This is a genomic window from Robbsia andropogonis (genome assembly GCF_034047095.1).
Lineage (GTDB): Bacteria > Pseudomonadota > Gammaproteobacteria > Burkholderiales > Burkholderiaceae > Robbsia > Robbsia andropogonis.
This window is the reverse complement of record NZ_CP139164.1, coordinates 205,968-230,599: the sequence shown is the minus strand read 5'-3', so window position 1 is coordinate 230,599 and position 24,632 is coordinate 205,968. Positions and strand designations below refer to the sequence as shown.

The 24,632-nt window shown below is 57.6% G+C and carries 20 protein-coding genes; 12 read left to right on the top strand and 8 right to left on the bottom strand.

The genetic code is table 11. The features are described 5' to 3' along the window. Nucleotides 1-227 precede the first annotated feature (227 nt). The 3 genes from SJQ66_RS00980 (at nucleotide 228) to SJQ66_RS00970 (ending at nucleotide 3,719) form a co-directional block, all read left to right on the top strand. Nucleotides 228-1,361: a hypothetical protein gene (locus tag SJQ66_RS00980; RefSeq protein ID WP_157685870.1), complete on the top strand. Its 1,134-nt coding sequence runs from the start codon at nucleotides 228-230 to the stop codon at nucleotides 1,359-1,361. A gap of 424 nt (nucleotides 1,362-1,785) precedes the next feature. Next, nucleotides 1,786-3,351 carry a hypothetical protein gene (locus tag SJQ66_RS00975; protein WP_157685871.1) on the top strand — a complete coding sequence of 522 codons (1,566 nt, stop codon included), beginning with the start codon at nucleotides 1,786-1,788 and terminating at the stop codon, nucleotides 3,349-3,351. Nucleotides 3,352-3,500: 149 nt separating this feature from the next. Then, nucleotides 3,501-3,719 (top strand): RNA-binding S4 domain-containing protein, encoded by a 219-nt coding sequence (locus tag SJQ66_RS00970; protein ID WP_024903789.1) that lies wholly within the window; start codon nucleotides 3,501-3,503, stop codon nucleotides 3,717-3,719. Here SJQ66_RS00970 and SJQ66_RS00965 read toward each other — a convergent pair. From SJQ66_RS00965 to SJQ66_RS00940, 6 genes are all read right to left on the bottom strand, one after another. Next, on the bottom strand, nucleotides 3,692-4,975 hold the full coding sequence (locus SJQ66_RS00965) for a DUF445 domain-containing protein (RefSeq protein WP_024903790.1): 1,284 nt from the start codon (nucleotides 4,973-4,975) through the stop codon (nucleotides 3,692-3,694). The genes SJQ66_RS00970 and SJQ66_RS00965 overlap by 28 nt on opposite strands. 252 nt (nucleotides 4,976-5,227) lie before the next feature. Then, the gene (locus SJQ66_RS00960; protein WP_024903791.1) at nucleotides 5,228-6,343 is read right to left on the bottom strand and encodes a LacI family DNA-binding transcriptional regulator; all 1,116 of its coding nucleotides are present in this window, start codon (nucleotides 6,341-6,343) and stop codon (nucleotides 5,228-5,230) included. 186 nt (nucleotides 6,344-6,529) lie between these two features. After that, nucleotides 6,530-7,519 carry a sugar kinase gene (locus SJQ66_RS00955; protein ID WP_051504472.1) on the bottom strand — a complete coding sequence of 330 codons (990 nt, stop codon included), beginning with the start codon at nucleotides 7,517-7,519 and terminating at the stop codon, nucleotides 6,530-6,532. Between the two features lie 170 nt (nucleotides 7,520-7,689). Beyond that, nucleotides 7,690-8,757 (bottom strand): alanine racemase, encoded by a 1,068-nt coding sequence (gene alr / locus SJQ66_RS00950; protein ID WP_024903792.1) that lies wholly within the window; start codon nucleotides 8,755-8,757, stop codon nucleotides 7,690-7,692. Between the two features lie 191 nt (nucleotides 8,758-8,948). Further along, a complete protein-coding gene (locus SJQ66_RS00945; protein WP_024903793.1) occupies nucleotides 8,949-10,244 on the bottom strand; it encodes an MFS family transporter in 1,296 nt (431 codons plus the stop codon). A gap of 383 nt (nucleotides 10,245-10,627) precedes the next feature. Then, on the bottom strand, nucleotides 10,628-11,035 hold the full coding sequence (locus tag SJQ66_RS00940; protein ID WP_046153802.1) for a response regulator: 408 nt from the start codon (nucleotides 11,033-11,035) through the stop codon (nucleotides 10,628-10,630). Nucleotides 11,036-11,319: 284 nt separating this feature from the next. Here SJQ66_RS00940 and argE point away from each other — a divergent pair, with 284 nt between their 5' ends. From argE to SJQ66_RS00920, 4 genes are all read left to right on the top strand, one after another. Next, nucleotides 11,320-12,612 carry an acetylornithine deacetylase gene (gene argE, locus SJQ66_RS00935; protein ID WP_320533756.1) on the top strand — a complete coding sequence of 431 codons (1,293 nt, stop codon included), beginning with the start codon at nucleotides 11,320-11,322 and terminating at the stop codon, nucleotides 12,610-12,612. Nucleotides 12,613-12,901: 289 nt separating this feature from the next. Continuing rightward, nucleotides 12,902-16,264 (top strand): EAL domain-containing protein, encoded by a 3,363-nt coding sequence (locus SJQ66_RS00930; protein ID WP_157685872.1) that lies wholly within the window; start codon nucleotides 12,902-12,904, stop codon nucleotides 16,262-16,264. A gap of 728 nt (nucleotides 16,265-16,992) precedes the next feature. Next, a complete protein-coding gene (locus tag SJQ66_RS00925) occupies nucleotides 16,993-17,256 on the top strand; it encodes a helix-turn-helix domain-containing protein (RefSeq protein WP_024903798.1) in 264 nt (87 codons plus the stop codon). Nucleotides 17,257-17,258: 2 nt separating this feature from the next. After that, the gene (locus tag SJQ66_RS00920; protein ID WP_024903799.1) at nucleotides 17,259-18,611 is read left to right on the top strand and encodes a type II toxin-antitoxin system HipA family toxin; all 1,353 of its coding nucleotides are present in this window, start codon (nucleotides 17,259-17,261) and stop codon (nucleotides 18,609-18,611) included. Here the strand turns inward: SJQ66_RS00920 and SJQ66_RS00915 are convergent. Beyond that, nucleotides 18,598-19,083, bottom strand: coding sequence for a secondary thiamine-phosphate synthase enzyme YjbQ (locus SJQ66_RS00915; RefSeq protein ID WP_024903800.1), 486 nt, complete (start codon nucleotides 19,081-19,083; stop codon nucleotides 18,598-18,600). The two genes, SJQ66_RS00920 and SJQ66_RS00915, sit on opposite strands and share 14 nt — an antisense overlap. A 74-nt stretch (nucleotides 19,084-19,157) precedes the next feature. Further along, complete coding sequence (locus SJQ66_RS00910) at nucleotides 19,158-19,931, bottom strand: hypothetical protein (RefSeq protein WP_157685057.1); 774 nt, start codon at nucleotides 19,929-19,931, stop codon at nucleotides 19,158-19,160. 267 nt (nucleotides 19,932-20,198) lie between these two features. On the opposite strand from SJQ66_RS00910, the gene SJQ66_RS00905 reads away from it, so the two are divergent. From SJQ66_RS00905 to SJQ66_RS00885, 5 genes are read left to right on the top strand one after another with little or no spacing between them, the layout of a single operon-like run. Next, nucleotides 20,199-21,062, top strand: coding sequence for an STAS domain-containing protein (locus SJQ66_RS00905; protein ID WP_024903802.1), 864 nt, complete (start codon nucleotides 20,199-20,201; stop codon nucleotides 21,060-21,062). Nucleotides 21,063-21,067: 5 nt separating this feature from the next. After that, nucleotides 21,068-21,451: an STAS domain-containing protein gene (locus SJQ66_RS00900; RefSeq protein ID WP_024903803.1), complete on the top strand. Its 384-nt coding sequence runs from the start codon at nucleotides 21,068-21,070 to the stop codon at nucleotides 21,449-21,451. Further along, nucleotides 21,439-21,849 (top strand): anti-sigma regulatory factor, encoded by a 411-nt coding sequence (locus tag SJQ66_RS00895; RefSeq protein ID WP_036010276.1) that lies wholly within the window; start codon nucleotides 21,439-21,441, stop codon nucleotides 21,847-21,849. The genes SJQ66_RS00900 and SJQ66_RS00895 overlap by 13 nt, the downstream gene beginning before the upstream one ends. Then, nucleotides 21,834-22,835 carry an ATP-binding SpoIIE family protein phosphatase gene (locus SJQ66_RS00890; RefSeq protein ID WP_024903805.1) on the top strand — a complete coding sequence of 334 codons (1,002 nt, stop codon included), beginning with the start codon at nucleotides 21,834-21,836 and terminating at the stop codon, nucleotides 22,833-22,835. Before SJQ66_RS00895 ends, SJQ66_RS00890 begins: the two co-directional genes overlap by 16 nt. A gap of 3 nt (nucleotides 22,836-22,838) precedes the next feature. After that, nucleotides 22,839-24,509: an ATP-binding response regulator gene (locus SJQ66_RS00885; RefSeq protein WP_320533755.1), complete on the top strand. Its 1,671-nt coding sequence runs from the start codon at nucleotides 22,839-22,841 to the stop codon at nucleotides 24,507-24,509. Nucleotides 24,510-24,632: the final 123 nt, after the last annotated feature.

The window sequence follows — 24,632 nt, the reverse complement described above, 5'->3', positions numbered from 1 at the left end:
GAGATATCCCAACCCGATACTGGCCTGAATTGCTGGATGCGTCGGTCGCGACGCATCCCATGCTCTCATGGCTCGATCTGGAAGCGTTTGTCAACGATGCATCGATACGATTTCCTTGCATTTCGGATCGCTCGGCAATCGTATTGGCAAACGCAACGCTGTCGTTTCTGGGTCCTCGTACTTACGACGTGTTGCAAACGCATTTCGGGGTAACGGCGGAGCAATGCATGGTATTGCTCTATCCGGTCGAAGCCATGAAGATTGCCGCGCAGCGTAAGGAACTGAACGCGGACTATGCGGCGGTATGGAACTTGTATGGTGACGTGCATCCAGAAGTCGTCATGTTAGCCGAGCAAAGCGATCTGGCGTTGGAGCTGGAGTACTTCTATTGCGCGAAACCGTATTGGCAACCACTCGGATCAATTGGGTCGGCAGAATTTATTTCTGAGCAAGCCGCGGCGCGCTGGCGGGCAATGGCGTCAGCCCTTTTTCAGTCCGTGGAGACGGCTGCCATTACGTCGGTGTGGGGAGGGAACGGTTCGCCAGAACAAAAGTGCCAGTCTTTGATAGACGCTTTTACGAAATTAACGCTCGATATGGAAGATCCCAAGAATGTTCTTTCATGTCTGCACAATGTATGGAGGAGTCCGTTGGGGTATCAACCCGCGTTGCTGGACCGCTGGGCAGCGCTTATTGACCAGGACCAAGACAATACTGCATATACCCACATACTAAAAGCGATTTCCGACTGGCGCGTAGAGATGTGCAATACGTTCCTGTTGCACGAGAAAGAGCCTGTCAACGCCGTGCGGGCCTACGTGGCCGAACTCCGTGCCTGGGTGAACATCTCAGGTAAGCGCGAAGTATGGGGGGCAATCGCAAAATCGCTCACGTTACACATGTTCGAGAGGATGCCGACGAATGCTTGGGGCGCCATGCTGGGCTATCTGGGAGAGTCCGCGATCGTGGATGATCCGTTGGTGGAACCAGAAACATTGGCAATGTGGACTGGCGTGTTTCTAAAGGACCCGGCGGTTTCCTTGCCTTATACAACCTTCAACTTCTTAATGCATCTTTGCAAGGTTGCCGGACCCATTTTCGCGGAACTGCCGGATAAGGCAGACGGTCTGAAGACAAAGTACGACCGATTTTGTGAACGGTTTTCCCTAAACCTTGTGATACGAGAACAGATGAAGCAAGAGGTGTTGATGGGGGTGTCCCGGCGTATTGCATTGACCGCACCGCGATTGAGAATGGAAATCAAGAAAGAGCTCGCCAATGCCGGGTTCTATGACGAGGCATCGTTTGTCCAGGTGCTAGAGCATCAGCGTAACCTGCGCGGTGCCAACCGAATCTCTTAAAGTCACGTCCAACCGGGTGTCTGTCTCTAAGCCGTGCTTTTTGCCTGCAGCAACTTATCGATGCTTCCCAGTTCCTGAGACGCATTTGAATGCTCACCATTGAACATAGATGCGGAACGATAGGTGGTTGTAATGCACCCACCGGCAATCGTGCAGGTCAAGCGTGTATCTCATGTGTCGTGACTAGGAGCAGAAAATGGATGTTGGAAATCGTGGCGGTGGACATTTTCCAATTGAATCATACGACACAAGTCAATCGCACCCGGATGCGCTAGCAGGCACATCCGGGAAAACGTCACCGATCAGCGATCCACATGCCCGAACGGTTGTCGGCACGCTGAATGACATCCGCGAAATCCGCCTTGCCTCACGGCCGATATTCCTGAGCGGATTCGCCAGTGAACCAATGCAGTCCCCGGTGGATATGAGCAATAGTGATCGCGACGCATGGCGTACGATAATTGCCGAGACGCGCGAAGCCATTGCAAATGACCCGCGACTGGCACAGGCCCCGGAATGTCTCGCCCATCTCGAAGTTGCCGCATGCTTAACGACTTTTCCCTCTGATCCTGCCGACTACGCGGCTTTTGAGCAAAGACTCTATGGCCGCTTGAAGAGCATCCCGCCGTCCTATTGGCCCGACATATTGGATGCCGCCGCGGCGGACCATCGAGGCTTGAACTGGCAGCTGCTAGAAGACGCGATGGAAAATCCCCCTGTCTATCTTGATCACGTATCAGATCGAACGGCAGTGGCGCTTTTAGGCAATGGGCAGAGGTATATTGATGCCGCTCTTTTCTCGACGCTGGTGGAGCGTTTTGGGATCACTGACCGGCAACGAGATCAATTACTGTTTCCAAGAATGGCGATAAAAATCGCGGCGATGGTGATGGAGGGCCCAGGCTTGAGAGAGACACTTGACGGTCTTGGATTCGTCGATACCAGATTGATCGCATTGATTGAGCGTTGCCTCTGCGAAAGTGCCTACACACGGTTTTTGACCGTTGGTGACGATTGGTCTGCAATGGCAACGCCAGGACGACTAAGCGACCTGAAAACGGTTGATCTTAACGCATGGACCGTGACGATTGACAAATACTTTCGTCAGGTAGAACCTCAGGCCTTTAAATCGCTGGACGAAAGTAGTGCGGCGAAGATGGACCAAGTTTTGATGTTTGCCTATTTCGACATTTGTAATGACATGTCTGAGCCTGGTCATGTTATGTCGCAATTGAGCAATATATCTACAATGCCTTTTTCTGCTCAAGCCATCCTTACGGACCGATGGGCGGCAATGGTCGACCGCAGTACAAACGCCCTACCGGAAAAGCCTTCTTTACTAGAGCAGGTGAGAGTCTGGAGAGAGGATTATGCGGCTGTGTCGTTGAATCGCGGCGACCCTGAAAGTGCCGTCCGGGCGCATGTCGCGGAACTGCGTGCGTGGGCCAATGGTGCCAACCCCGCTGACGTGCCGTCGAAAGCGACCGAGATACTACAGCGTGTTTTTGCGTCGTGTCCTGTTGCATCGCGTGGTGCCATGTTTTCAATGTTGAGCGAATTCGCCGCGGCTGATAAGCCTTTGGTGGACAGCGTCAGCTTTTCGACGTGGACCGCGGAGTATGTAATGGATCCGCAGTCATCCATGCCGTATGCGTCGCCCGCTTTCGCTGCGCATCTCTGCAATGTGGCAGGACAGCATTTTGCCGACCTGCCGGATAAAGCCGATCAGGCGCCCGGCACAAGACGCAAACTCGACTGTTTCTTCGACCGCTTTTCAATCCGTCTGGAGGATCGCGAAGCTTTGGAGCGGACCGTGCTGATCAGTATGGCGTTCGGTATCTCTGTTGACCCTCTATATTTGGAAGGTACGATCAGCAAGATGCTAACCAGCGCGGGCATGAACACGCCCGAAGCTTTCAGCCTCGTTTTGCGTACCGTTCGACATCGGGAGGCGCTCATGTCACAGGGTGAGCTTATTCCCTTTGCCTGAACAAGCCCAAAAAAATAAGGTTATTGGCAGGGCATTAAGAGCGGTATGGCGGACTTGACCGTCATGTTATTCCCGGGCAACATCGACCGCTTTCTCCGGCGCATCATGTCCGCGCGTATTATCGCGCGCTAGCGCCACAGGATCGATCGATGGAAAACTTTACGTTTGCGCTAAAGGGGGAGCATATTGCCCTGAATGACTTGTTGAAGGTCACCGGGGTGACGCCTAGCGGCGGCATTGCAAAGATGCTGATCGCGCAAGGGGACGTTCGCGTGGACGGCACGGTGGAAACGCGCAAGACCTGCAAGATCCGCGCGGGGCAAACCATCGAGGTTGCGGGTCAGGCCAGGATCGTCGTCACGGCGTGAATGGTCAGTCCGGCCAGACCGCCGACGATCGTTCCATTGATCCGGATGAATTGCAGGTCGCTGCCGACACTTCGCTCCACCTCTTGGACCAGTACCGCATCGTCCCACTCGCGGACCGTCTGTGCGATATGGGCGGATACCGTTTCCCGCACGGCTGGGGCAATCGCCGCGACAAACGTTGCGCATTGCGCATTCAGCGCATCGCACCATGCCCGCGACGATAGCAGCGTGTCGCCAAACGTCGCTAATGCGTCGGTCAAACCCACGCGCAATGACGATCCTGACGTGGCCAGTCCCAGCAACAGATGTTCGCGCGCGGACTCCCAGATGCGATCGATATGCGTGGACAGGGCCGGGCTGCGGAGCAAGGCGAGCTTTGCCTCGTCTATCCTGGACAGAAACGCCTCATCGATTTTCAATTTGTCGATAAAGCCTTGCACCGCGGCGTCGAATGCCTGGCGCCGTTCGTGTTCGGGGTTCTCACTGATCTCATGCAGATAGACGTGAAAGCCTCGCACCAACGCGCCTGCCAGCTTGACGCCAACCTCTTCGGTTTTCACGCCGAACAACCCTAATGCACTGATGAGCGTCGGATATTCTTCTCCCGCCACTGCGACAATGCGATTGGCGAAGTACTGCTGGACCGCGGGGTCGTCGAGCCAGAGCGCCGCGCGTTTGATGCCCTCGTCCAACAACGACTGATGGCGGCGGTTCTCGGTGAAAAGGTCAAGCATCTGTCCCACCGCGCCGCTGACGTCGACATCTCGCGCACGCTCCCGTACAAGACCTGCCAGCGCGTCTTTCAGCGGGGTATCGTCGAAAGCGCGGACGAATACGGCAATGCCGTCGGCGAGCTTGTCCGCGGCGAGCCGGGCTTGCTTGGGTTCCCGGAGCCAGTCGGCCAGGGCGGCGGCAGGATCGAGCGCTGGAATCTTCGCCAGTAACGCATCGGTGCCGAGGAATTTATCGCGGACGAATACCGCCAGCGCATCGGCAACGCGGGCCTTGTTGCTTGGCAGGATGGCGGTGTGGGGGATCGGCAGTCCCATCGGACGCCGGAACAACGCGACCACCGCGAACCAGTCCGCAAGTGCGCCGACCATCGATGCCTCGGCAAACGCGCTAAGCCATGCCCATGGACCGGCATCGTGGTGAAATTTGGCCAAGGCGAGTAACGCGGCGGCCACGACCAGCAAGCTGGTGGCCACGCGCTTCATCATTTTCAATTTATGTTCGTTTCCAGGCAGCACTTGCATCAAGATTTTGTATGGATAGGGGATAAGGTGCCTTCCGAGGGGCGAATCGGCCAAGGGGGCGCATGACCCATCATTGTCTACTCGCCTTGCTCGTCTTATTATGCAAAAAACCATTACTTTCTACGTAGAAAGATGATTTTACGATATATAAGGGATATCGATGATGCGACCGTATCGTAAGGGAGTACGTGCTTTTCCACCAGCCTGACCGATGGGCCGGCGGCATTGACTTCCCTCGGTCTGTCAACTTGTCTACGCGTACGTTGGCAGTGTGGAAGAACGGATAATCAACTGCCCTTCGAATGACCGATTGCGCGGTGTCGACAGGCCCATGGCATGTGCGCCGGTGTGTGGCATGCGCTTCTCACGTTGCGCATGGGCCTGACCGTCGAGCCGATCGTTGAGCAGGTAAAGCGCCTGGGCGCCAATATCGAAAGTGGGTTGGCGTAGGGTAGTAATGCCAGGCGTCATTATCGCGGCCCAGTCAGGATCATCGAATGAGGCAAGGCCAAGTCGTCCGAGTGGTGCATCCTCGCCGCGATAAACGACCGGTGCATCCACGCCGGACTGGCCGGTGTCGCGACGGCGTGCCAGTTCGAGCGCCAGTGCCAGCATCACCTGTCCGTTTGCCGTGACCACGGCCGTTCGAGATCGCGTAGCGGACTCGCGCACCACATCAATGACGCCGGCGATGCTGGCTTCATCCCCACGATCCAGTTCGAGCGCGCGGCTGGACATACCGTGGCGGTGCGCTTCAGACAGCACCGCTGCCTCGCGTTCGCGGCGCGTACTGATCGATGACCAGGCCTCGCCGACAAACGCGACCGACTGAAATCCGGACGCCGCTAAATGGGCCAGCAACTGCTTGGACGCGGACAGGTTATCCAGGCCAACGCTGTCGCACGCTATCCCGTCGACCTTGCGATCCATCAAGACGACCGGGATATCGCCTTCGACGACCGTACGTAACGCGGATTCCGGCAGTCCCACCGGGTTCACCAGCAAGCCCTCCGCCCGATAGGTGCGAAGCAGATCGATGTAACGGTTTTCCAGTTCGATCTCATTGCCGGTGTTGCAGATGATTGGCATCAAGCCGCAGCCCCGGCACGCCGCCTCTATACCTTGTATCAACGCCACGGAGAAGGGGTTTTGCAGGTCCGCCAGCAACACACCGATCAAGCGCGTGCGTCCGCGTTTCAATCCCCGCGCCATTTGATTGGGATGATAGTTAAGCGAGGTTATCGCATGTTCGATCCGCTCCCGCAACGAGGGCGACAAGGCTGCGGTTTCGCCATTCAAATAACGGGAGACGCTGGTCTTGCCAACGCCTGCCGATTTGGCCACGTCGCTAATGGTCGGTGCACTCATTGTTTTTTTATCAGTGTTCTAAAACATCTGGATTGGCGGCGACGTTGCAGGCGGGGGCGTCTGTCCCGCGCAGCGGAACGACGCCCCCACGAGCGTTTGTCCCCCATTCCTTCTTTGCCGGTCGGCGCACCCGTGTGCTGGCACGCCGATACGTTCGGCGATGGCATCGTGGTTCTGCTGGAGGATTTACGCTGCCTGATCATGCTCCAGACGGGCCAGTTGCTCAGCAGTGGGCAGTCCCTCGCTGTCACCGACCACCTGCACCTGCAATGCTCCAATGAGTGCACCGCGTAATGCTGCTTCACGTGGCGACTTGCCTGCGGCCAGCGCGCTGATGACGCCCACCGCAAAGCCGTCGCCGGCCCCCACGGTATCCACGACTTCCGTGACCGGTACCGCATCCACGTAGCCGCTTGCGCCGGCGGCCGACGCGTAGAACGCGCCCTTTTCTCCCAGTTTCACGACCACACCGGTGGCACCGCGCTTCAGGTAGAAGTCCGCGATGCCTTCGGGTGTCTTGGCACCGGTCAGCAGTTTGCCTTCGCCGATGCCGGGGAGAATCCAATCCGCGAGATCGGCTAATTGATTCATCGTGTCAATCATGACGTGCTCTGACGGCCAGAGCGATGGTCGTAGATTGGGATCGAATGAAATGGGTTTGCCGGTCTCGCGAAAATGCTTCGCGAGTTTGAAGGCCAGTGCGCGCGATGTTTCCGAGATAGCTGGCGCAATCCCTGTCAGATGTAATGCTTGCGCACGTGCGATGTAAGCGATATCAAAATCCGCTTCACTAAGATGACTCGCGGCCGAACCTTTACGAAAATATTCCGTGATCGGGTCGGCCCCTTGCAGGGCCTTTTCCTTGAGTTGGAATCCTGTACGGTAGCGTTCGTCCACCGTCACGCACGTGCTGTCTATATGTTCCTCTGCCAAGGTCGCCAGAACGTGGCGACCGAAACTGTCCTTGCCCACACGGCTCAGATAGCCGACCCGATAGCCGAGTCGGGACAGGCCGATCGCGACGTTCAGGTCGGCGCCGGCGACGCGGCGCGAGAAGCGCTCGACCAGCGCCAGGTCACCTGGCGTTTCGGCGATGAAAAGTGTCATCGCCTCGCCATACGTCAGAAAATCGATTGGGCCATCGTGTAAGGATTGCGTGGTGTTGGCGGGGCACATGGGAATGAAATGGAATCGGTTCCCAGTTATTGTCGAGGCAGTTGCCGGTTCGCAGTATTCGGGATATCCCTGTATCTGTTTAGATAATGGTTATGGTGCCGCTCGCCTTCAGCGCGTGATGACGTGCTTCGCACTGGTTCGGCGATGGGAAATGGGTGACGCCCGGTCTTTTACCCCGCCACGCGCGCCACGCGCGCGGTCACCGCCGTCATCAGTTCGTAGCCTATCGTGCCACAGGCATTGGCAACGTCATCGATCGGCAATTGCGCGCCCCAGAGCTCCACCGGTGCGCCGACGTTGGCATTCGGGCAGGGGGTGAGATCCACGGTGAGCATGTCCATCGAGACGCGACCTACCACGCGCGTTTTTATGCCGTCGACGACGACCGGGGTGTCCACGGGGGCCGTGCGTGGATAGCCATCGGCATAGCCGCAAGCGACCACGCCGATGCGCATGGTTGCCTGCGCGGTGAACGTGGCGCCATAACCAAGGGTGTCACCTGGGCGCAGAGTCTGAACGGATATCAAGCGGCTTTCCAACGACATTGCCGGTTTCAGCCGGCCGGCGATATCACTCGCCACGCCGCTCGGCGCGGCGCCGTATAACATGACGCCAGGGCGCACCCAGTCTCCGTGCGCGTTCGCATGCCATAACGTGGCGGCCGAGTTGGAGAGCGACCGCTCTCCGGACAGGCCATCGGCGGTTTGCTCAAATACCGTCATCTGCGATGCAATACCTTGTGGACCGTCAGCGGTGGCGAAGTGCGTCATCAACGTGATAGCGCCCACGGCGGGCAGGGCGCGGGCTTGCGTGTACGCGTGGCGATACGCGTCAGGCGTAAAACCAAGGCGGTTCATCCCGCTGTTCATCTTCAAATAGATTGGCAGCGGTCGCGCCGGCTTGCGCTCCGCGAGCATGCGTAGATGATCCGGATGATGAATGGCAGCAGTCAGGCCATGGGCCTCGACAATGTCCCAGTCACGCATCTCGAAGATACCCTCGAGCAGCAGGATCGGTCCCGTCCATCCCAGTTCACGAACGCGCACCGCTTCGTCCAGATCGAGCAGCGCGAAGCCGTCAGCCTGTTTCAGACCCGGATAGGCATGTGCGATATCGTGACCATACGCGTTCGCCTTGACGACGGCCCAGATGCGGCTATGGGGAGCGCAGGCGCGGACGACCGACAGGTTATGGGCAAGAGCGTGCGCGTGAATGCGCGCAAGAATGGGGCGAGGCAAGGCAGGTCTCCGAACCGGTATGGACAGCAATGCAGACAGTCACCGGATCGTAACGAAGTTTGCCCCGCAAAAGTTACTTTTATTCGCCGCAATTTCGCGAATAAGTTCGTCTGCGATCATGCAGACACATACGATGCACAACTTCCGCGCCGGTCGCCCGATGCAGGACAAGCGGCACCGCGATCGTACCCTTAATCGACATGCTCGAGGTAACCCTCACCTGGCTTGGGAATGCGCAGGGAGAAGAAGATGCCGATAGCCATCATGACGCATACATAGACGTAAAACATGGATTCGTTGCCGCCTTGTTTCATCCACAGGGCAACGTACTCGGCCGAGCCGCCGAATACCGCATTGGCAACGGCATAGGACAGGCCCACGCCCAACGCACGGACTTCTGGCGGGAACACTTCCGCCTTGATCAAACCGCTGATCGACGTGTAGAGGCTCACGATCGCCAACGCGATGACAATCAGGCCGAAGGCGGCCCATGGACTGGTGACATTGCCCAGCGCCGTCAACAATGGATAAGTGCAGACGGTGGCCAGCACGCCGAACGTGAGCATGCAATTCCGTCTGCCGATGCGGTCCGACAGCGCACCGAATACCGGTTGCAGAATCATATAGACGAACAGTGCGCCGGTCATGATCGTGCTGGAGGTCTTCGCTGACATATGCGCGGTGTTGACCAGGTACTTTTGCATATATGTGGTGAACGTATAGAAGATCAGCGAGCCGCCGGCGGTATAGCCCACCACTGTAATGAACACACGGCTGTGTTTCATCAGCGCGGACAACGAGCCTGCATCCTTGCGCTGACGTGTCTCGTCGGACACGGTTTCCGTCAGGGAGCGGCGCAGCAGGAGAGACACGACAGCGGACAACGCACCGATAAAGAATGGGATGCGCCAGCCCCATGCACGCAGCTCCGCATCGCTAAGGATGGCTTGCAAAATAACGATCACCAGCACGGCCAGCAATTGACCGCCGATCAGCGTTACATATTGAAACGAGGCCAGGAAACCGCGTTCTCCCCGGATGGCGACCTCACTCATATAAGTGGCGTTGGTGCCGTACTCGCCGCCCACCGACAGGCCTTGGAACAAGCGTGCTAAAAGTAACAGGAATGGCGCCGCGGCGCCGATCGTGGCATAGGTTGGCAGACAAGCAATCACCAGCGAACCGCCACACATCATGGTGATGGAGACCAGCATGGCGCGGCGACGTCCGAATTTGTCGGCAATGCGACCAAAAAACCAACCGCCGATTGGTCTCATCAGGAAGCCCGCGGCAAATACGCCGGCAGTATTCAATAGCTGCGTGGTGGCATCACCTTTTGGAAAAAACGATGCGGCGAAATAAATGGAGCAGAAGGAATAAACGTAGAAATCGAACCACTCCACCAGATTTCCCGAAGATGCCCCGATGATGGCGAAGATCCGTTGCTTGCGGTCGCGCGGCGCCGCGCGATCAATGTACTGCGTCATTTACTGCCTCCGAGATACGCGGCCTGAGATCACCGCTTATTAACTGGTGTTTTCATGCTGCACTGGACGGCCGGAAAGTAATCCGGATGGTCTGCGGCCCAATGATTATGTTTTTTACGATCCTGCGTCATTTGCGCAGAAATAGCATGAATTACAACGTTGTCGCGGCATGGTAAACCAGCTGAAAGTAATTGGGGAGGCGAAAATGACCGATTAATAATCGGCAAGGGTAAGCCCTGAGTTACAGGCAAATCCAGGTCAGGTAAATCGGGAAAATAAGACAGATCGGCTCAGCGCGGGGCATTGCGCGGCGCCACCGCAATTCAATCATGTGTATGCGCTAGTGAAGGCGGCAGGTGGTTGAGCCACTGCGTTGGTCCGCCTTATCGGGCACGGCGGTTGATGGCGGCAGTCAGAACCGCGACCAGGGCGTCGATATCGGCCGGTTTGGTGAGGAAATGTTGGAATCCTTCGGCAAAACTGCGCAGTCGATGGACCTCGTCGTCGTGACCTGTCAAGGCGATGGCGACGGCAGGCTCCACGCCGTGTCTGATTTCGTGTTCGCGGAGCGACTGGATGAGGTAGAAGCCGTCCATGCCGGGCAAGACGATATCGCAGATGACGGCATCCGGGAGGGCTTCGATGGCGGTGGCGCAACCGTCCTCCGCATCCGCTACGGCAAGCACCGTGGCGCCTAGGTCGGATAGCAATGTCGATAATGCTTCACGCGTGTGTGCGTCGTCCTCGATCAGCACGATCGTGCCGCGATCGAGCGGCCTTGCAGTGTTCATGCTCTTGAATTGCTCCCGCGGCGCGGACAAAATTCGATTATAGCGAGCGCGTCCTTTTGTAGCGCGCCGCGCGTTCGTCTATACGGCGGCACGGCGGCGCCATTGTATGCGTAGCAGCCCCGTCCGGCGGTGAATTGTGCAGCGCGTGCTGATGTTTTCGCGTAACGTCTCAATTTTGTGACAAATTATTTGCGCGCTTGCCAGCATGGCGCGCCGGTCTGTACTGGACCTACGGTCCGTTTCGACCGGCTGCGCCGCCACGGCGCGCCATTCCGATAGAAACCATGACAACGCTTTCCTCTGAATCGCTTGCTTCGCCTCGCAGCGGGTCCGCGACCGATGTCCTTACTGGAACCAATGGTTCTCCTGCCCGCGCGGGTGCTGACGGCGCCACGAATTCCGCTGCGGTGCACCGCCCCGCGTCGCTCGAGTGGGTTGAGAGATTGGTACGGTTCGACACCACCAGCCGGGAATCGAATCTCGGTCTGATCGAAACCATCCGCGACGCCGTTCAGCGCATTACGGGCAAGGCGCCGGTATTGACATACGACCGGACGGGCAAGAAAGCCAACCTGTTCGCCACGGTGGCAGCGGCGTCAGGCGAATTGGATGGAGGCATCGTGCTGTCCGGACATACCGATGTCGTTCCGGTCGACGGCCAGCAATGGCAGTCGAATCCGTTCAAGCCGGAAATCCGTGATGGTCTGCTCTATGGTCGCGGTACAGCCGACATGAAGGGCTTTATTGGTACCGTCATGGCGCAACTGCCGAACTTTGCGGCCAAGCCGTTACGGCAGCCAATCCATTTGTCCCTTACCTATGACGAAGAAGTGGGTTGTCTCGGCGCACCGGTCCTGCTGGCGGACCTGGCGGCCCGCGGTGTAAAGCCATCGGGCTGTATTGTTGGCGAACCCACCGAAATGCGGGTGGTCGTCGCACATAAAGGAATCAACACCTTCCGGTGTCACGTACACGGACATGCGGCACACTCGTCATTGACGCCGCGCGGGGCAAACGCGATCGAACATGCGGCCCGTCTTATCTGTTTTATCCGCGATATGGTGGACGAATTCCGCGCGAAGGGGCCGTTCGACGCCGACTTCGATGTGCCGTTTTCAACCGGGCAGACAAGCTTGATCAAGGGAGGCAATGCCATCAATACGGTGCCGGCCGATTGTGAATTCCAGTTTGAATATCGCAACTTGCCCGGTGTCGATGCCGCAGGCATCGAGGCCCGCATTCGCGCTTATATCCAGACCGAGTTGTTGCCGCGAATGCGGCGAGACCACCCGGCCGCGGCGATTGAGTTGATCCGTACTGCTGGTGCACCCGCACTGGACGCCGCCGAGCAAGCCGCGGTGACAACGCTGGTGCGTGCATTGGCACGCGATACCGAGACAAGGAAAGTCGCTTACGCGACCGAAGGTGGTCAATTCGCGCAAGCCGGCATTCCCACCGTGATTTGCGGGCCGGGCAACATTCAACAAGCGCATCGTGCCGATGAATACGTCGCCTTGGAGCAGATCGTGGCGTGTGAGTCGTTTCTCGATAAATTAATGCGGAGCCTCCTTGTTTAGGCGTCGTTTATCGATGTCCGATGGTGCGGAAAAAACACCCTTCAGATAAGGACGTTCTCGTGTTTTCCGGGAAATTTTTCCTTGAAATTGCTGTCTTGAAACATATTGAAGCTGGCGTTTGTGTCAGTTTGAAACATTTGGCATTAGAGCTTGAGGCTAGGGCGTAGGCAGGCTAGTCTTATTTCAGTCATCCGTTTCCTGGATTCCGGACTCGGCGCCGTTCGCTTGTTGAAGGGACGGCGCCGATTGACTTATTGAGCGCCACAATCTCGCTAAATCGAAAAAAGCCTTGTTGATCCGCCGAACCGACGCCGAGCATGCGCGCGCGTCGCAGCCCGGACACGAATCGCTTGCTGTAGAGCCGTTGGAGAAGACATCGGCACCCCGCGCCGCCGCTCGGCATTTGATCTGGGGCATGGTGGCTTTGGCCATCGCACTGAACGCGATTTTTGCCTATACGCTGCTACGTGAGCGCCACGACGCGCGCGACCGCGCGCTGTCCTTATTGGCTAACGCCAACCGCACGCTTGCAGCCGATTTGGGTGCACGGTTGTCCGTTGTCGACGCGTCGCTGCAGGCAGCCGTTCGAACGCTTTATAAGACAAGCCCCTCAGGGAACGACGCCGCGGCACCGGTTAGCCCGGCGTCGGGGGCCACTGGCATGTCGCCCGACCGCACCGCGGAAGCCGTTGCTGCTGAGTTGGCTGCCGCGGCGGCGCGTGCGGGGGCATCTGGCGCGCCAGTTGGCGCATCCGCCATGCCTGCCGCGATAGGACCTACCGCGCATTTGCTGGCGTTGTTCCAACGCGGGGACGGTTTGCGCCATGCCAGTTCGCTATTGGTCGCCGATACCAACGGCGATCTGGTGCTCGATTCCCGTTCGTCACCGCCGCGGCGCAACAATGTGGCAAATCAGGATTTCTTCAAGGTACATGAGGGCACGCCGGCCGCGCCGCCTGGCAGTGACCGTGATGCCACGGATCAGCCCTTTATCAGTCGCGTGATTCAAAGCCCGCTTGATGGGAAATACTACGTCTGCATGAGCCGTCGCTTATCGACCGCCGATGGCCGCTTCGCCGGGGTCGTGTTTGCATCGATTCCGAAATCGGTATTCGATCGTGCGTTCTCGTTGTTGCCGATCGATGACGAAGGCGCCGCGGCACTCCTTCGCAATGATGGGACGGTTTTGGCGCGGAAGCCGGATACCGGTGTTTCGTTCAATACGAATGTGTCGAACGGCGATCTGTGGCGTTACTTCCCGATGCAGAAGCACGGTTATTTCGAAGGCCGATCCAAGATCGACGGTATTCAACGGCTCTATGTCTATCACGATGTGGACGGTTTTCCGATCTTGCTCGCGCTGGGAGAATCAATGAAGCGGGTCTACGGAAGCTGGCGTGAGCGTGCGCAGTTGCTGGGGCTACTCGATCTGACTTTGACCCTTTGTATCATTGGCTTGACGTTGTTGTTTCGACGCGTGTACGAACACGGTCGCCTGGGTCGGTTGGCGGCGGTGCGCAATGAGTCGCTGTTTCAAGGGGCGATGAACAGCGCATCCGTCGGTATCGCGCTGGTCGAACTGGACCGCTATGTGTCCTACGTCAATCCGGCATTGATCGCGCTACTGGGAGTGTCCGAGGAGCGGCTACTCGGCGACCGTTTGCACGACTTGCTGGGGCCGCAGTTCTGGCATAACGACGAGGCCGGGTTTTCGTCGTTGGAACAAGGCCGCATCAATGCCTATGTGATCGAGCGACGCTTCACGCATCCGGATGGTCGGCTGGTGGACGCGTTGGTGAAGGTTACCCTGGCGCGTACCGAGCGAGGCAGTCCGCGGTTTTTCGTGGCCCAGGTGCAAGACATTACCGAGCGAATGCAAACCCAGCAGTTGCTGAGCGAACAGAACGAGCATCTGCGAGTGACATTGGCGTCGATTGCCGACGGGGTGATCACGACGAATAACGATGGCATGGTGCAGTTTGTCAACCCAGCCGCGGAGGCCATTACTGGCTGGCAGAATAGTGATGCCTTGTCACTGCCCATCGCGACGGTATTCTCGTTGCGCGACCCGGACACCGGGCAGCCGGTCAAGGATGCGGTGCGTCGTGCGTTGGGGACGCCGCGCGCCTCTCACGTCAGTATCGTGGGCGTCTTGATCGACCGGAACGGTTGGCGCCGTGAAGTAGCATGCAACGCCGCCGCGGTGCGCACCGCCGAAGGTGCGGTGATTGGCGCGGTATTGGTGATGCGAGACGTCAGCGAGTCGCGCGAATTGCAACGCAAGCTTGCTTACAACGCCAGCCACGACGCATTAACCAGCCTGCCCAACCGTACTGCATTTGGCGATGCATTGGAACAGGCATTGCTCGAGGTCCAGATGTCGGATCGGCAGCATGCACTTGCCTTCATCGATCTCGACCGATTCAAGATCGTCAACGACACGGCCGGACACCGGGCTGGCGATATGCTGCTGAAGCAGATCGGCCTGCTGGTGCCGGCGCAATTGCGCGCTACGGATTTCGTGGGACGGTTGGGCGGTGACGAGTTGGGCGTTATTCTCCATGACTGTACGATCGATGAGGCCAAGGTCGTGCTGGATAAATTGATTGCGGCGATCAATGCACTGCAGTTTGTTTGGGACGGCCGGACGTATAGCGTGGGGGCAAGCATCGGTCTGACCGCGATCGACCGGCATGCCGAGTCGCCAAACGCACTGCTGACCGAAGCAGATGCCGCTTGCTACTCGGCCAAGGACAATGGCCGAAACATGGTCAGTGTTTATCGCGGAGGGCAAAGTGACGCGGCGGATTGGCATCGAAAGATTGTCCTCGCAGCGGGCATCACCGAAGCGATCAGCGAGGGGCGGATATTCCTCTATGCGCAAAAAGTATTGCCACGCGACGCGCGCGCCGTGCCACGATGGGAATTGCTGGCTCGCATGTTCGATCGTGACGGCACGCCGATTCCTACCTCGGTGTTCATTCCGGCCGCGGAACGCTATGACCTGATGGTGCACATCGACCGTTGGGCATTGTCGAGCGCGCTGGCAGAACTACAGCGCGGGATGGCGGGCGGTGCATTGTGCGCGGTACACGTCAATATGTCGGCGAATTCACTGAATGATCCCGATTTCGTTGGTGATGCGTTGAAGTTGATCTCGGCGTCCAATGTACCGCCAGGCGCGTTGACGTTTGAAATCACGGAAACAGCCTTGATGCGCAATCTCGCGTCCGCGACGGTGGCGATCAACGCGTTACGCGGGGCAGGGGTACACGTGGCCTTGGACGACTTCGGTATTGGCATGAGTTCGTTCGGCTATTTGCGAAATTTTCCGGTCGACCTGGTCAAGATCGACGGCGGTTTCGTCGTCAATATGATCGAGAACGCGGTGGATCGAAATATTGTCAAATCGATTCATCAGATCACACGCGATCTTGGCGCGCGTACCGTCGCGGAGTCCGTGGAAAACGCCGCCACGTTGAGCCTGCTGCGCCAAATGGAAGTGGACTTTTTCCAGGGTTATCACATCCATACCCCTGAGCCATTCCATATGGTCATCGACGCTGAGATCAGCCGTGTCCGTGGTGCCGGTCCGCGTCACAATCTATTGGATGGAATGTCGCCAAATTCCGCAAATGGCGCCAGTTTGTAAGGTTGAAACTTCTACAAAATGGGTTTTCTGGGTAAGGAAGATATTCATTATTTTTAGCAAAACAGTTTTGTCAAGATGCCTTGCTTGCCGTCGAATTGTCTATCCAAATGGTTGTTTTAGCGTTAAATTTTTGTGATTTGCGCCTGTTCCGGTAACGATTTCCGATCAATTGCAGCAACTTCTGCTGCGGCATGTAATAACCACCATCTATTGCTATTCTCCTTACAATAGGCTAGTATTTGCCTATGCACTGACACGAGGTTGGTGTACCGCACGAAAGTTGCAGGAGGATTCCATGTCCACGCCCATCGTCACCGGCGCGCTCATCGCAGCGACGATTGCTGCTCCGGTGTTGACCATTCTCATGGTCATCGCCAACACACCCGCCTTCGCCGGTTAGTTTGTATTTCGGCTCTGGCGGGCTTTTTTGTCCATATGCTGGATAAGCGTGGACGAGGTCAGGTACGCACCGATGAATGAACGGATTCGATACCTGCGTGCCGAACTCCTCGCCCTTTTCCGAGCAGGTTTGGTTAGCGAAGCCCAGATGCGAGAGTTTGATGTATTGTGGCCCGCGCCTATGGACGATTTGTCCGCGAAATCCTGGGCTAGTGCCAGCGTTATCTGATAGCTGTTATACGGATAAAAGCAATTTATCCGTATAACAGCTAATTTGACTTTATCCGTATGACAGCTAAAATGATAATGGCTGAATACCGGATACATTCATGTCTGCTCCCCCTTCTGCATTACGCCTGATGACCGCTTCTCAGCTCGGTCAGTTGCTCGTGACGTCCCGCAAGCGGCACAAGCTCACGCAGGCGGAAGTTGGGCATCGCGTCGGCCTAAGTCAGAATCGCATATCGTATTTAGAAAAAAATGCGGATGAGATTAGCTTCGGGCAGTTACTCCGCTGGTGTGCGGTCATCGGGCTTGCGTTGCATCTTGGAGAACGGAAGGGCGTTGCGTCAACGGACATCTCGGAGTGGTGAATATGGGGCGCCGCTCGCACAGTCAAACCCTGTCCATGTGGGCAAACGGCGATTTTGTCGGACGCTGGACCATCGGTGCGGATGGCAAATCCGAGCTGCAATACGATACGGCGTGGCAACAATCCGCACGTGGGCGACCGATATCCGTTTCATTGCCCTTTAACCTGCACAACGAGCCATTGAAGGGCGCGCGTGTATCCCACTACTTCGATGGCCTGCTGCCGGATAGCGAAACGATTCGAAAACGGGTCGCGGCGCGTTTCAAGACGGGCTCCATCGCGACGTTCGATCTCCTGGCGGCGATTGGTCGCGACTGCGTTGGTGCGTTGCAGCTTTTGCCGGACGACGCCGTGCCGGAGGGAGTGGGCAAGATTGAGGGCATCGTTGTTGACGAAGAAGCCATCGAGCGGCACTTGCTCGAAGTTGTCAGTCCCGATCGTTTCGCCGCGGCGAAGGACCCTGACGACGATTTCCGCATCTCGCTGGCTGGCGCGCAAGAGAAGGACGCCTTTCTCTGGTGGGATGGGCAATGGATGAAGCCGCGTGGCGCCACGCCGACCACCCACATCCTCAAGCTCCCGATTGGCATGGTGGGCGGGCGCAAAGCTGACTTCACGACATCGGTGGACAATGAGTGGCTGTGCCTGCGACTACTGAAGGAATACGGCCTCCCTACCGCGGACGCACGCATTGCGACATTTGGCACACAACGGGTGCTCGTGGTCGAGCGTTTCGACCGCGTGCGCTCCCGCGATGGAACGCAGCTTTTTCGGCTTATCCAGGAGGATTTTTGCCAGGCAACTGGCACGTCACCGCTGATCAAATACGAGAGCGAGGGCGGCCCGGGATTGCAGCAGATGTCCGCGCTATTGCTGCAATCGCAGCAAGCGGTGGACGACATGCGTACCCTCATGGCTTCCCAGATTCTCTTCTGGATGATGCGTGCGCCGGACGGTCATGCCAAAAACTTCAGCATCCAGCTGCTCGCCGGCGGCGTAAGCAGTTTCAAGCTGACGCCATTGTATGACGTGATGTCCGCTTACCCGGTCATGGGTGACGGGCCAAATCAATGGGCGGAGCAAGAAATCAAACTGGCAATGGCGTTGCTCGGGAAAAATAAGCACTATCACGTGCATAAGATTGCGCGACGGCATTTCAACAGCACGGCCAAGAAAATGGGCTACGGTAACAGTGCGGAGCCGCTGCTACAAGAGATCATCACGCGCACACCCGAGGTGGTGGAGAAAGTCCGCGCGGACCTGCCACCGGGGTTTTCCGAGCAAGTTGCGGACAAAGTGTTGTCTGGCGTTCTCGCGGCGATGCGCACGCTGGAGCGTATGCCTACGGCGTCCTGATATTCGGCAGGAAATGGAGTACCACCTCACGCTGATGGGCGGCATGCCGGTGTTCAAACAGATAGACGCCCTGCCAGGTCCCCAGCACCATCCGCCCTTGATCGACGGGAATTGATAGGTGTACCTGCGTCAACGCGGTACGTAGATGCGCCGGCATATCATCCGGTCCTTCGGTATCGTGCTGGTAAAGCGTGCCGGATTCTGGCGCAATACGCGAGAAAAACGCTTCCAAATCAATCCGTACCGACGGATCGGCGTTCTCCTGGATCAGCAAGGATGCCGAGGTATGCCGACAGAACACAGTCAACAGTCCGTCGCTGGCGGGTTGTGTATCCATGAAGCGACGCAATTGCGCGGTGATATCGATGAGCCCGCTTCCTTTAGTCTGCACGCGGATGTGGGCGATCGGACGCGCTTTTTGCGCATCGCTTGCGTGTGATATCGGGCTTGGGTCGTCATGTCGCGCGTTCATGGAGCGCTCCTGGGGCGCGGTGCGATACCGCGCGGTTGAGTGTGGCGGCTTGCGCGTTGCAATGTGACATCCGTTCAGCGCGGCGGACGACGCTCGTAGGGCGCATCGTCGCGGCGATCTCCCGCCCGATTCCGCAGGCGTTGGCGCGTACGCCACGTCGCGGCGCCAATGGCCACCAAAATAATCAGCAATGCGCCGTTACGCAACAAACTGCCGTTGGATGGTCGTCCGTCCTGCGCCGCTTGCAATGCATTCCGCTCGGCGGTGGGCTGTGTGCTGGCATCGGACACAGAGGCAGCCGATGCTGCCGCGCCAGCTGTCTCGCTCGTCGTAGTTCCGAAGGCGGCATCGGGGGATACCGGGACCAGGTTGTTCGTAATTTGCGTAGGCGCGCCAAACTGCGTCTGCGCCGCCGTGGGTTGTGCATTGGGGTCCTGCGCGGGCGGTGGCGGTGGCTGGTTGGACGCAGATGGCATCGATACGGCATTCGGCGCCGCGCCAGCCCCTACCGCTTGCATCCCAGCTGCATCGGTCTGCGCTCGATTAAGCGCTTTTGCATGCGTTTGCCAATCGTTGATCAGTTTCTCTACGCAACCTACATCCGTGCACGCATCACGCCGTGCCCGGAAATCAGCAACTTGGCCTTGCGAGAGCATTCCTGCCGCGGCCATTCGCTGCTGTTCCGCGTAAAGCGCGTCGTATTCGTGACCGACGATCGTGTAATCGCAAATCACACGTTGGCCCGGCACGCGTGCAGTACTGCAATTGACATCTGTCGCCGCATGTGCCGACGCGCTCAATCCGAATACCGTCCAAAAAATACAGCACCAGGTTCGTTGTTGTAACACGGAAAAATCCAACAAAGAAAAGGGAGTCTCTCACGATATCCGATTTGCCGGAGCGATGCAGCTCGCCTATTGACCGTTGATGCAGCAGCGACGCGCAAGACAGCGCATACTCTCTCGCTATCCAAAAAATCCGGGATAGAATGCTTTGCCGTCGTTGAACCACCTTCGTGATATACATGTCTCGAGAAGGGTAAAAAGCGATCAGGTATTCGTACGACTCGCGTATCCACGCGATGATAAAAGCCCGGCGGCCCCCAGGAGCCCATTTTGCAAGCCAATAAAAGCCTTGAACAATTCTTGACCACTGAAGAAGAGAACATACTGAAAGAGTGGGTGGCGGTGCAGTTGGGGGGGAACGCCCAGCGTGGTTTGATCTCCGAGTCCGAGGTGAGGGAAGCGAGCCGTTCCTTTCTCTCGTTGTTTACCAAGGCAGTGACGCGCGATTACGATGCGTCTCTCAGCGGTGAAAACTGGGATGCGTTGAAATCGCATCTGGTGACCGTGTCTGGGCACCGTGCAACGCAGGGTTTCACGCCGTCCGAGACGGCGATGTTTGTTTTCTCGCTGAAAGAGCCACTGTTCAAGGCGCTGCGTGCGCGTGTCGTCGAAGCCGATGCGCTGACCGATGCGTTGTGGAAGTTGACGATCACAATCGATAAGCTGGGCCTCTTGACGGTGGAGGCGTATCAGGCCACGCGTCAGCGCATCATCGAGCGCCAGCAACAGGAGTTGCTGGATCTGACAACGCCGGTTGTCCGCTTGTGGGATTCCGTGGTTGCCTTACCACTGATCGGTACGCTGGACAGCGAGCGTACGCAAGTGGTTATGGAGAGCCTGCTGGAATCGATCGTTGCCAATGAAGCCGCGATTGCCATTATCGATATCACGGGTGTGCCCACCGTCGATACCTTGGTTGCGCAACATTTATTGAAAACTGTGGCGGCGGCGCACTTGATGGGCGCCGAGTGCATCATCAGCGGTATTCGCCCGCAGATCGCGCAAACCATTGTGCACCTGGGCGTCGACCTTGGTAACGTGGTGACGAAGGCGACATTGGAAGATGCGCTGAAGCTGGCTTTGAAGCGTGTGGGAATGAATATCGTCCGCGAACAGCGCGTGGAAGCCAGATAAGCACCATGGAAAAAATTCCGGTTCTGCGTCTGGGCAATTTCCTGCTCGTTTCCATCCAGGTGGAACTGCATGACGAGCTAGCACTCTCCCTACAGGATGACTTGGCGGCGCAGATTACGGCACACAAGGCGAAGGGGGTGTTAATAGACATTTCGGCGCTTGAAATCGTCGATTCGTTTATTGGCAGGATTCTCGGTCATATCGCGGCGATGTCGAAAATCATGGACGCCGCCACGGTCCTGGTCGGCATGCGGCCGGCAGTTGCCATTACGCTTGTCGAATTGGGCATGCCATTGACAGGGATTTCCACGGCGTTGAATATCGACAAAGGAATGGCACTGTTACGTTCCCGTGTTGGTGACGCGGGAGACCCGTCATCGTCAGCGTAAACAGCGTCAAGGTCGATATCACGACGGCCGAGCAGGCCAGCGCCGCGCGGCGTTTGGTGCAGGACTGGGCAACGAAGCTTGGCTTTAGCGCCATTGACAAGACGAAGTTTGTAACGGCAGCGTCCGAGCTGGCGCGCAATACCTTGGTCCATGGCGGCGGTGGATACATGGATCTGACCGAATGCAACGTTAATGGTCGAATTGGCTTGCAAGCGGTTTTTCAAGACAGCGGTCGCGGTATTGCGAACATCGACCAAGCGCTCGAAGACGGTTATAGCACTGCAAAGAGTCTGGGTTTGGGATTGGGTGGCGCAAAACGCCTTGTCAACGAGTTCTCCATCAGGAGCGAGGTTGGCGTAGGCACTACAGTGAGCATTACGCAGTGGAAACGACGGTAATCGTCGACGACGCGACAGGCGTCGCCGAGGCGCGACGTGCAGCCGCCAAAATGGCTGAATGGGTTGGCTTGCCTGATAAATTGCACGGAGAAGTGGCGTTGGTGGTCTCTGAAGCCGCCAGTAATATCGTCAAATATGCGCAGCGGGGGGAAATACTGCTGCGCGCCACGATGTACTCCGGCGCGGTCACGTCGCTTGAAATGCTGGCGGTGGACAAGGGGCCGGGCATCCGCAATATCGACGAAGCCATGCGCGATGGCCATTCCACGGGTGGCAGTTTGGGCGCGGGACTTGGCACCATGAAGCGCCGGGCGTCGTTTTTTGATCTTTATTCACTGCCCGAGCGTGGCACCGCCGTGCTTGCGCAATTCTCCGCCGGCCGCACCGAATCAACAACGTTGCCGGGCTTTGTCGTTGGTGCGCGGGCGACGCCCCGCGCGGGACAGGACATGTGCGGCGACGCGTGGGCTGTATCGCTTCGCGGCGACGCGCTGTGGGTAACAATTCTAGACGGTCTAGGACACGGCCCACTCGCCCACCAAGCGTCGAATCAGGGGCTTGATTATTTTCGCGGACCTGCCGTTTTCGATACGCCCGAAGCGTTGGCGCAGCAACTGCATGCGGCTTTGAAGGGCACGCGTGGCGCCGTGGTGGGGCTGGCGAAGATCGCGCCGAAGGAGCGATTGCTGCGTTTTACGGGCATCGGCAACATTCTTGCCGGCGTATTTACCGCCCGCACCGCGACACGTCTGCTCTCTACCGATGGTACCGTCGGATATATGATGCAGCGAGTCAGGCCGACGCAGGCTGACTGGAACGCGAAAAGTGTGTACATCGCCAGCACCGATGGATTGTCCACGCGCTGGACCCTGAATGGACATCCTGATCTGTTGGAACACCATCCGAGCCTTATTGCCGCGGTGCTGCACCGTGATTTTGCAAGGGATACCGACGACGCCACCGTGGTGGTCGTTAAAGAGGCTTAGTTCATGCGCCACCGCATTGTGTCCGTCCAGATCACGTCGATCCTCAGTCTCGTCTCCATACGGGACCGGTCGAGGCAGATCGCTGAACTGTTCGGTCTGGAAGAAATCCAGCGCACACGCTTTACCACCGCGATTTCCGAGATCGCACGCAACGCAATTCAATATGCTCAGGGGGGAACCCTGACATTTTTTGTCGGCGAGGCGAGCAGCGCAAAAGGCGTTCAATGTGTCAGCGCGGAAATCATCGATACCGGGCCCGGCATCGACAATGTCGCCTTGCTCGTCAATGCGCGTCATCCATCGTTGATATCCGGCGGAGTGGGAATCCCGGGCACGCGTCGCCTTGTCGATGATTTTTGGATCGAATCTGTTCGCGGTGACGGCACGCAGGTGGGCATCGAGATGTACTTGCCTCGTGAAGTGCCGTTGTACTCGGTGACACAGATCAACGAGATTGTCGGGCAGATGGCGCGCAAGAAACCGCAGACGCCCATCGAGGCCATCGAACAGCAGAACCATGAAATGCTGCTCACCCTTGACGAACTGCGCCGAAGCAAGGCCGAACTCGAAGTCGCCGACGACCGCAAGAACGAATTCCTGGCAATGCTTGCGCATGAATTGCGCAATCCGCTCGCAGCCATCAGCTTGTCATTGGAACTTGGGGCGAAGACGGGCAATACCAAGGACGCGTTTGCCGTCATCGGTCGGCAGACGGCACACCTGTCGCGTCTGGTCGCCGATTTGCTCGATGTCTCGCGGGTCACACGCGGCAAGGTGGATTTACGCACCGAGATCGCGGATTTGAACGCCATTGTCGCGGGGGCGATCGAGATGACCTATCCTGAATTCGAGAGACGGGGGCATTCGATCGCATTCACGCCGCCCGCGTCACCGGTGATTGTTCGCGTGGATGTTGCGCGAATGAAGCAGGTGTTTGGCAATATTCTGCATAACGCCGCGCGCTACACGCCACAGTCGGACAAGGTGTCGATCAACATCACGGTCAACGACAGCGCGGCCTCCGTTACCGTGGAGGACAACGGCATGGGCATCAGTCCGCTGATGCTGCCGCGCGTATTCGACCTGTTTGCGCAGGAGTTCAACAACGTCAACCGACAGGAAGCCGGATTGGGCATTGGTTTGACATTGGTGCAGCGTCTAGTGTCCGATCATGGGGGACATGTCTCGGCATACAGTGCCGGCACGGGGACCGGAAGCCGTTTCACCGTCGAGCTGCCGATTGTGAACGAGTCATTGCCGAAAGCACTTGCGCCAACCAGTTTGCCGCCGTTGCCGACCGGGCTGACTGTCATGTTGGTGGATGACAACCAGGATGAGGTCAGCGCATTGGCCGCCCTGCTCGAGTTGGAAGGTTGCACCTGCCTGACTGCCTACGATGGCGCGAGCGCCTTGGCACTGAATGCGAAGCATCCTGCCCAGGTTTATATTATCGATATCGGTCTACCCGATATGACCGGCTTCGATCTGTCCACGGCGCTACGACAGGCCGCCACCCAGTCTCCGCAACGTTATCCGCCGCGTGCAACCCACATCGCTCTGAGCGGCTATTCGTCTAAGGAATTCCACGTGAAGGCTAGCGAGGTAGGGTTCGATCATTACTTCTCTAAGCCGCTGCCGATAGACGGTATGTTGTCGATCCTGACGTCGCTCTAATCCAGATCGAAAGAAGTGGCGTGACGCGGAGTAGAAAATACTAATATTAATTGGTAATTGAGCATCTATTTGTCTAAAAATAGATAAATGACATCAAATCGGAAAATTTTTTGCTGTCCGCCG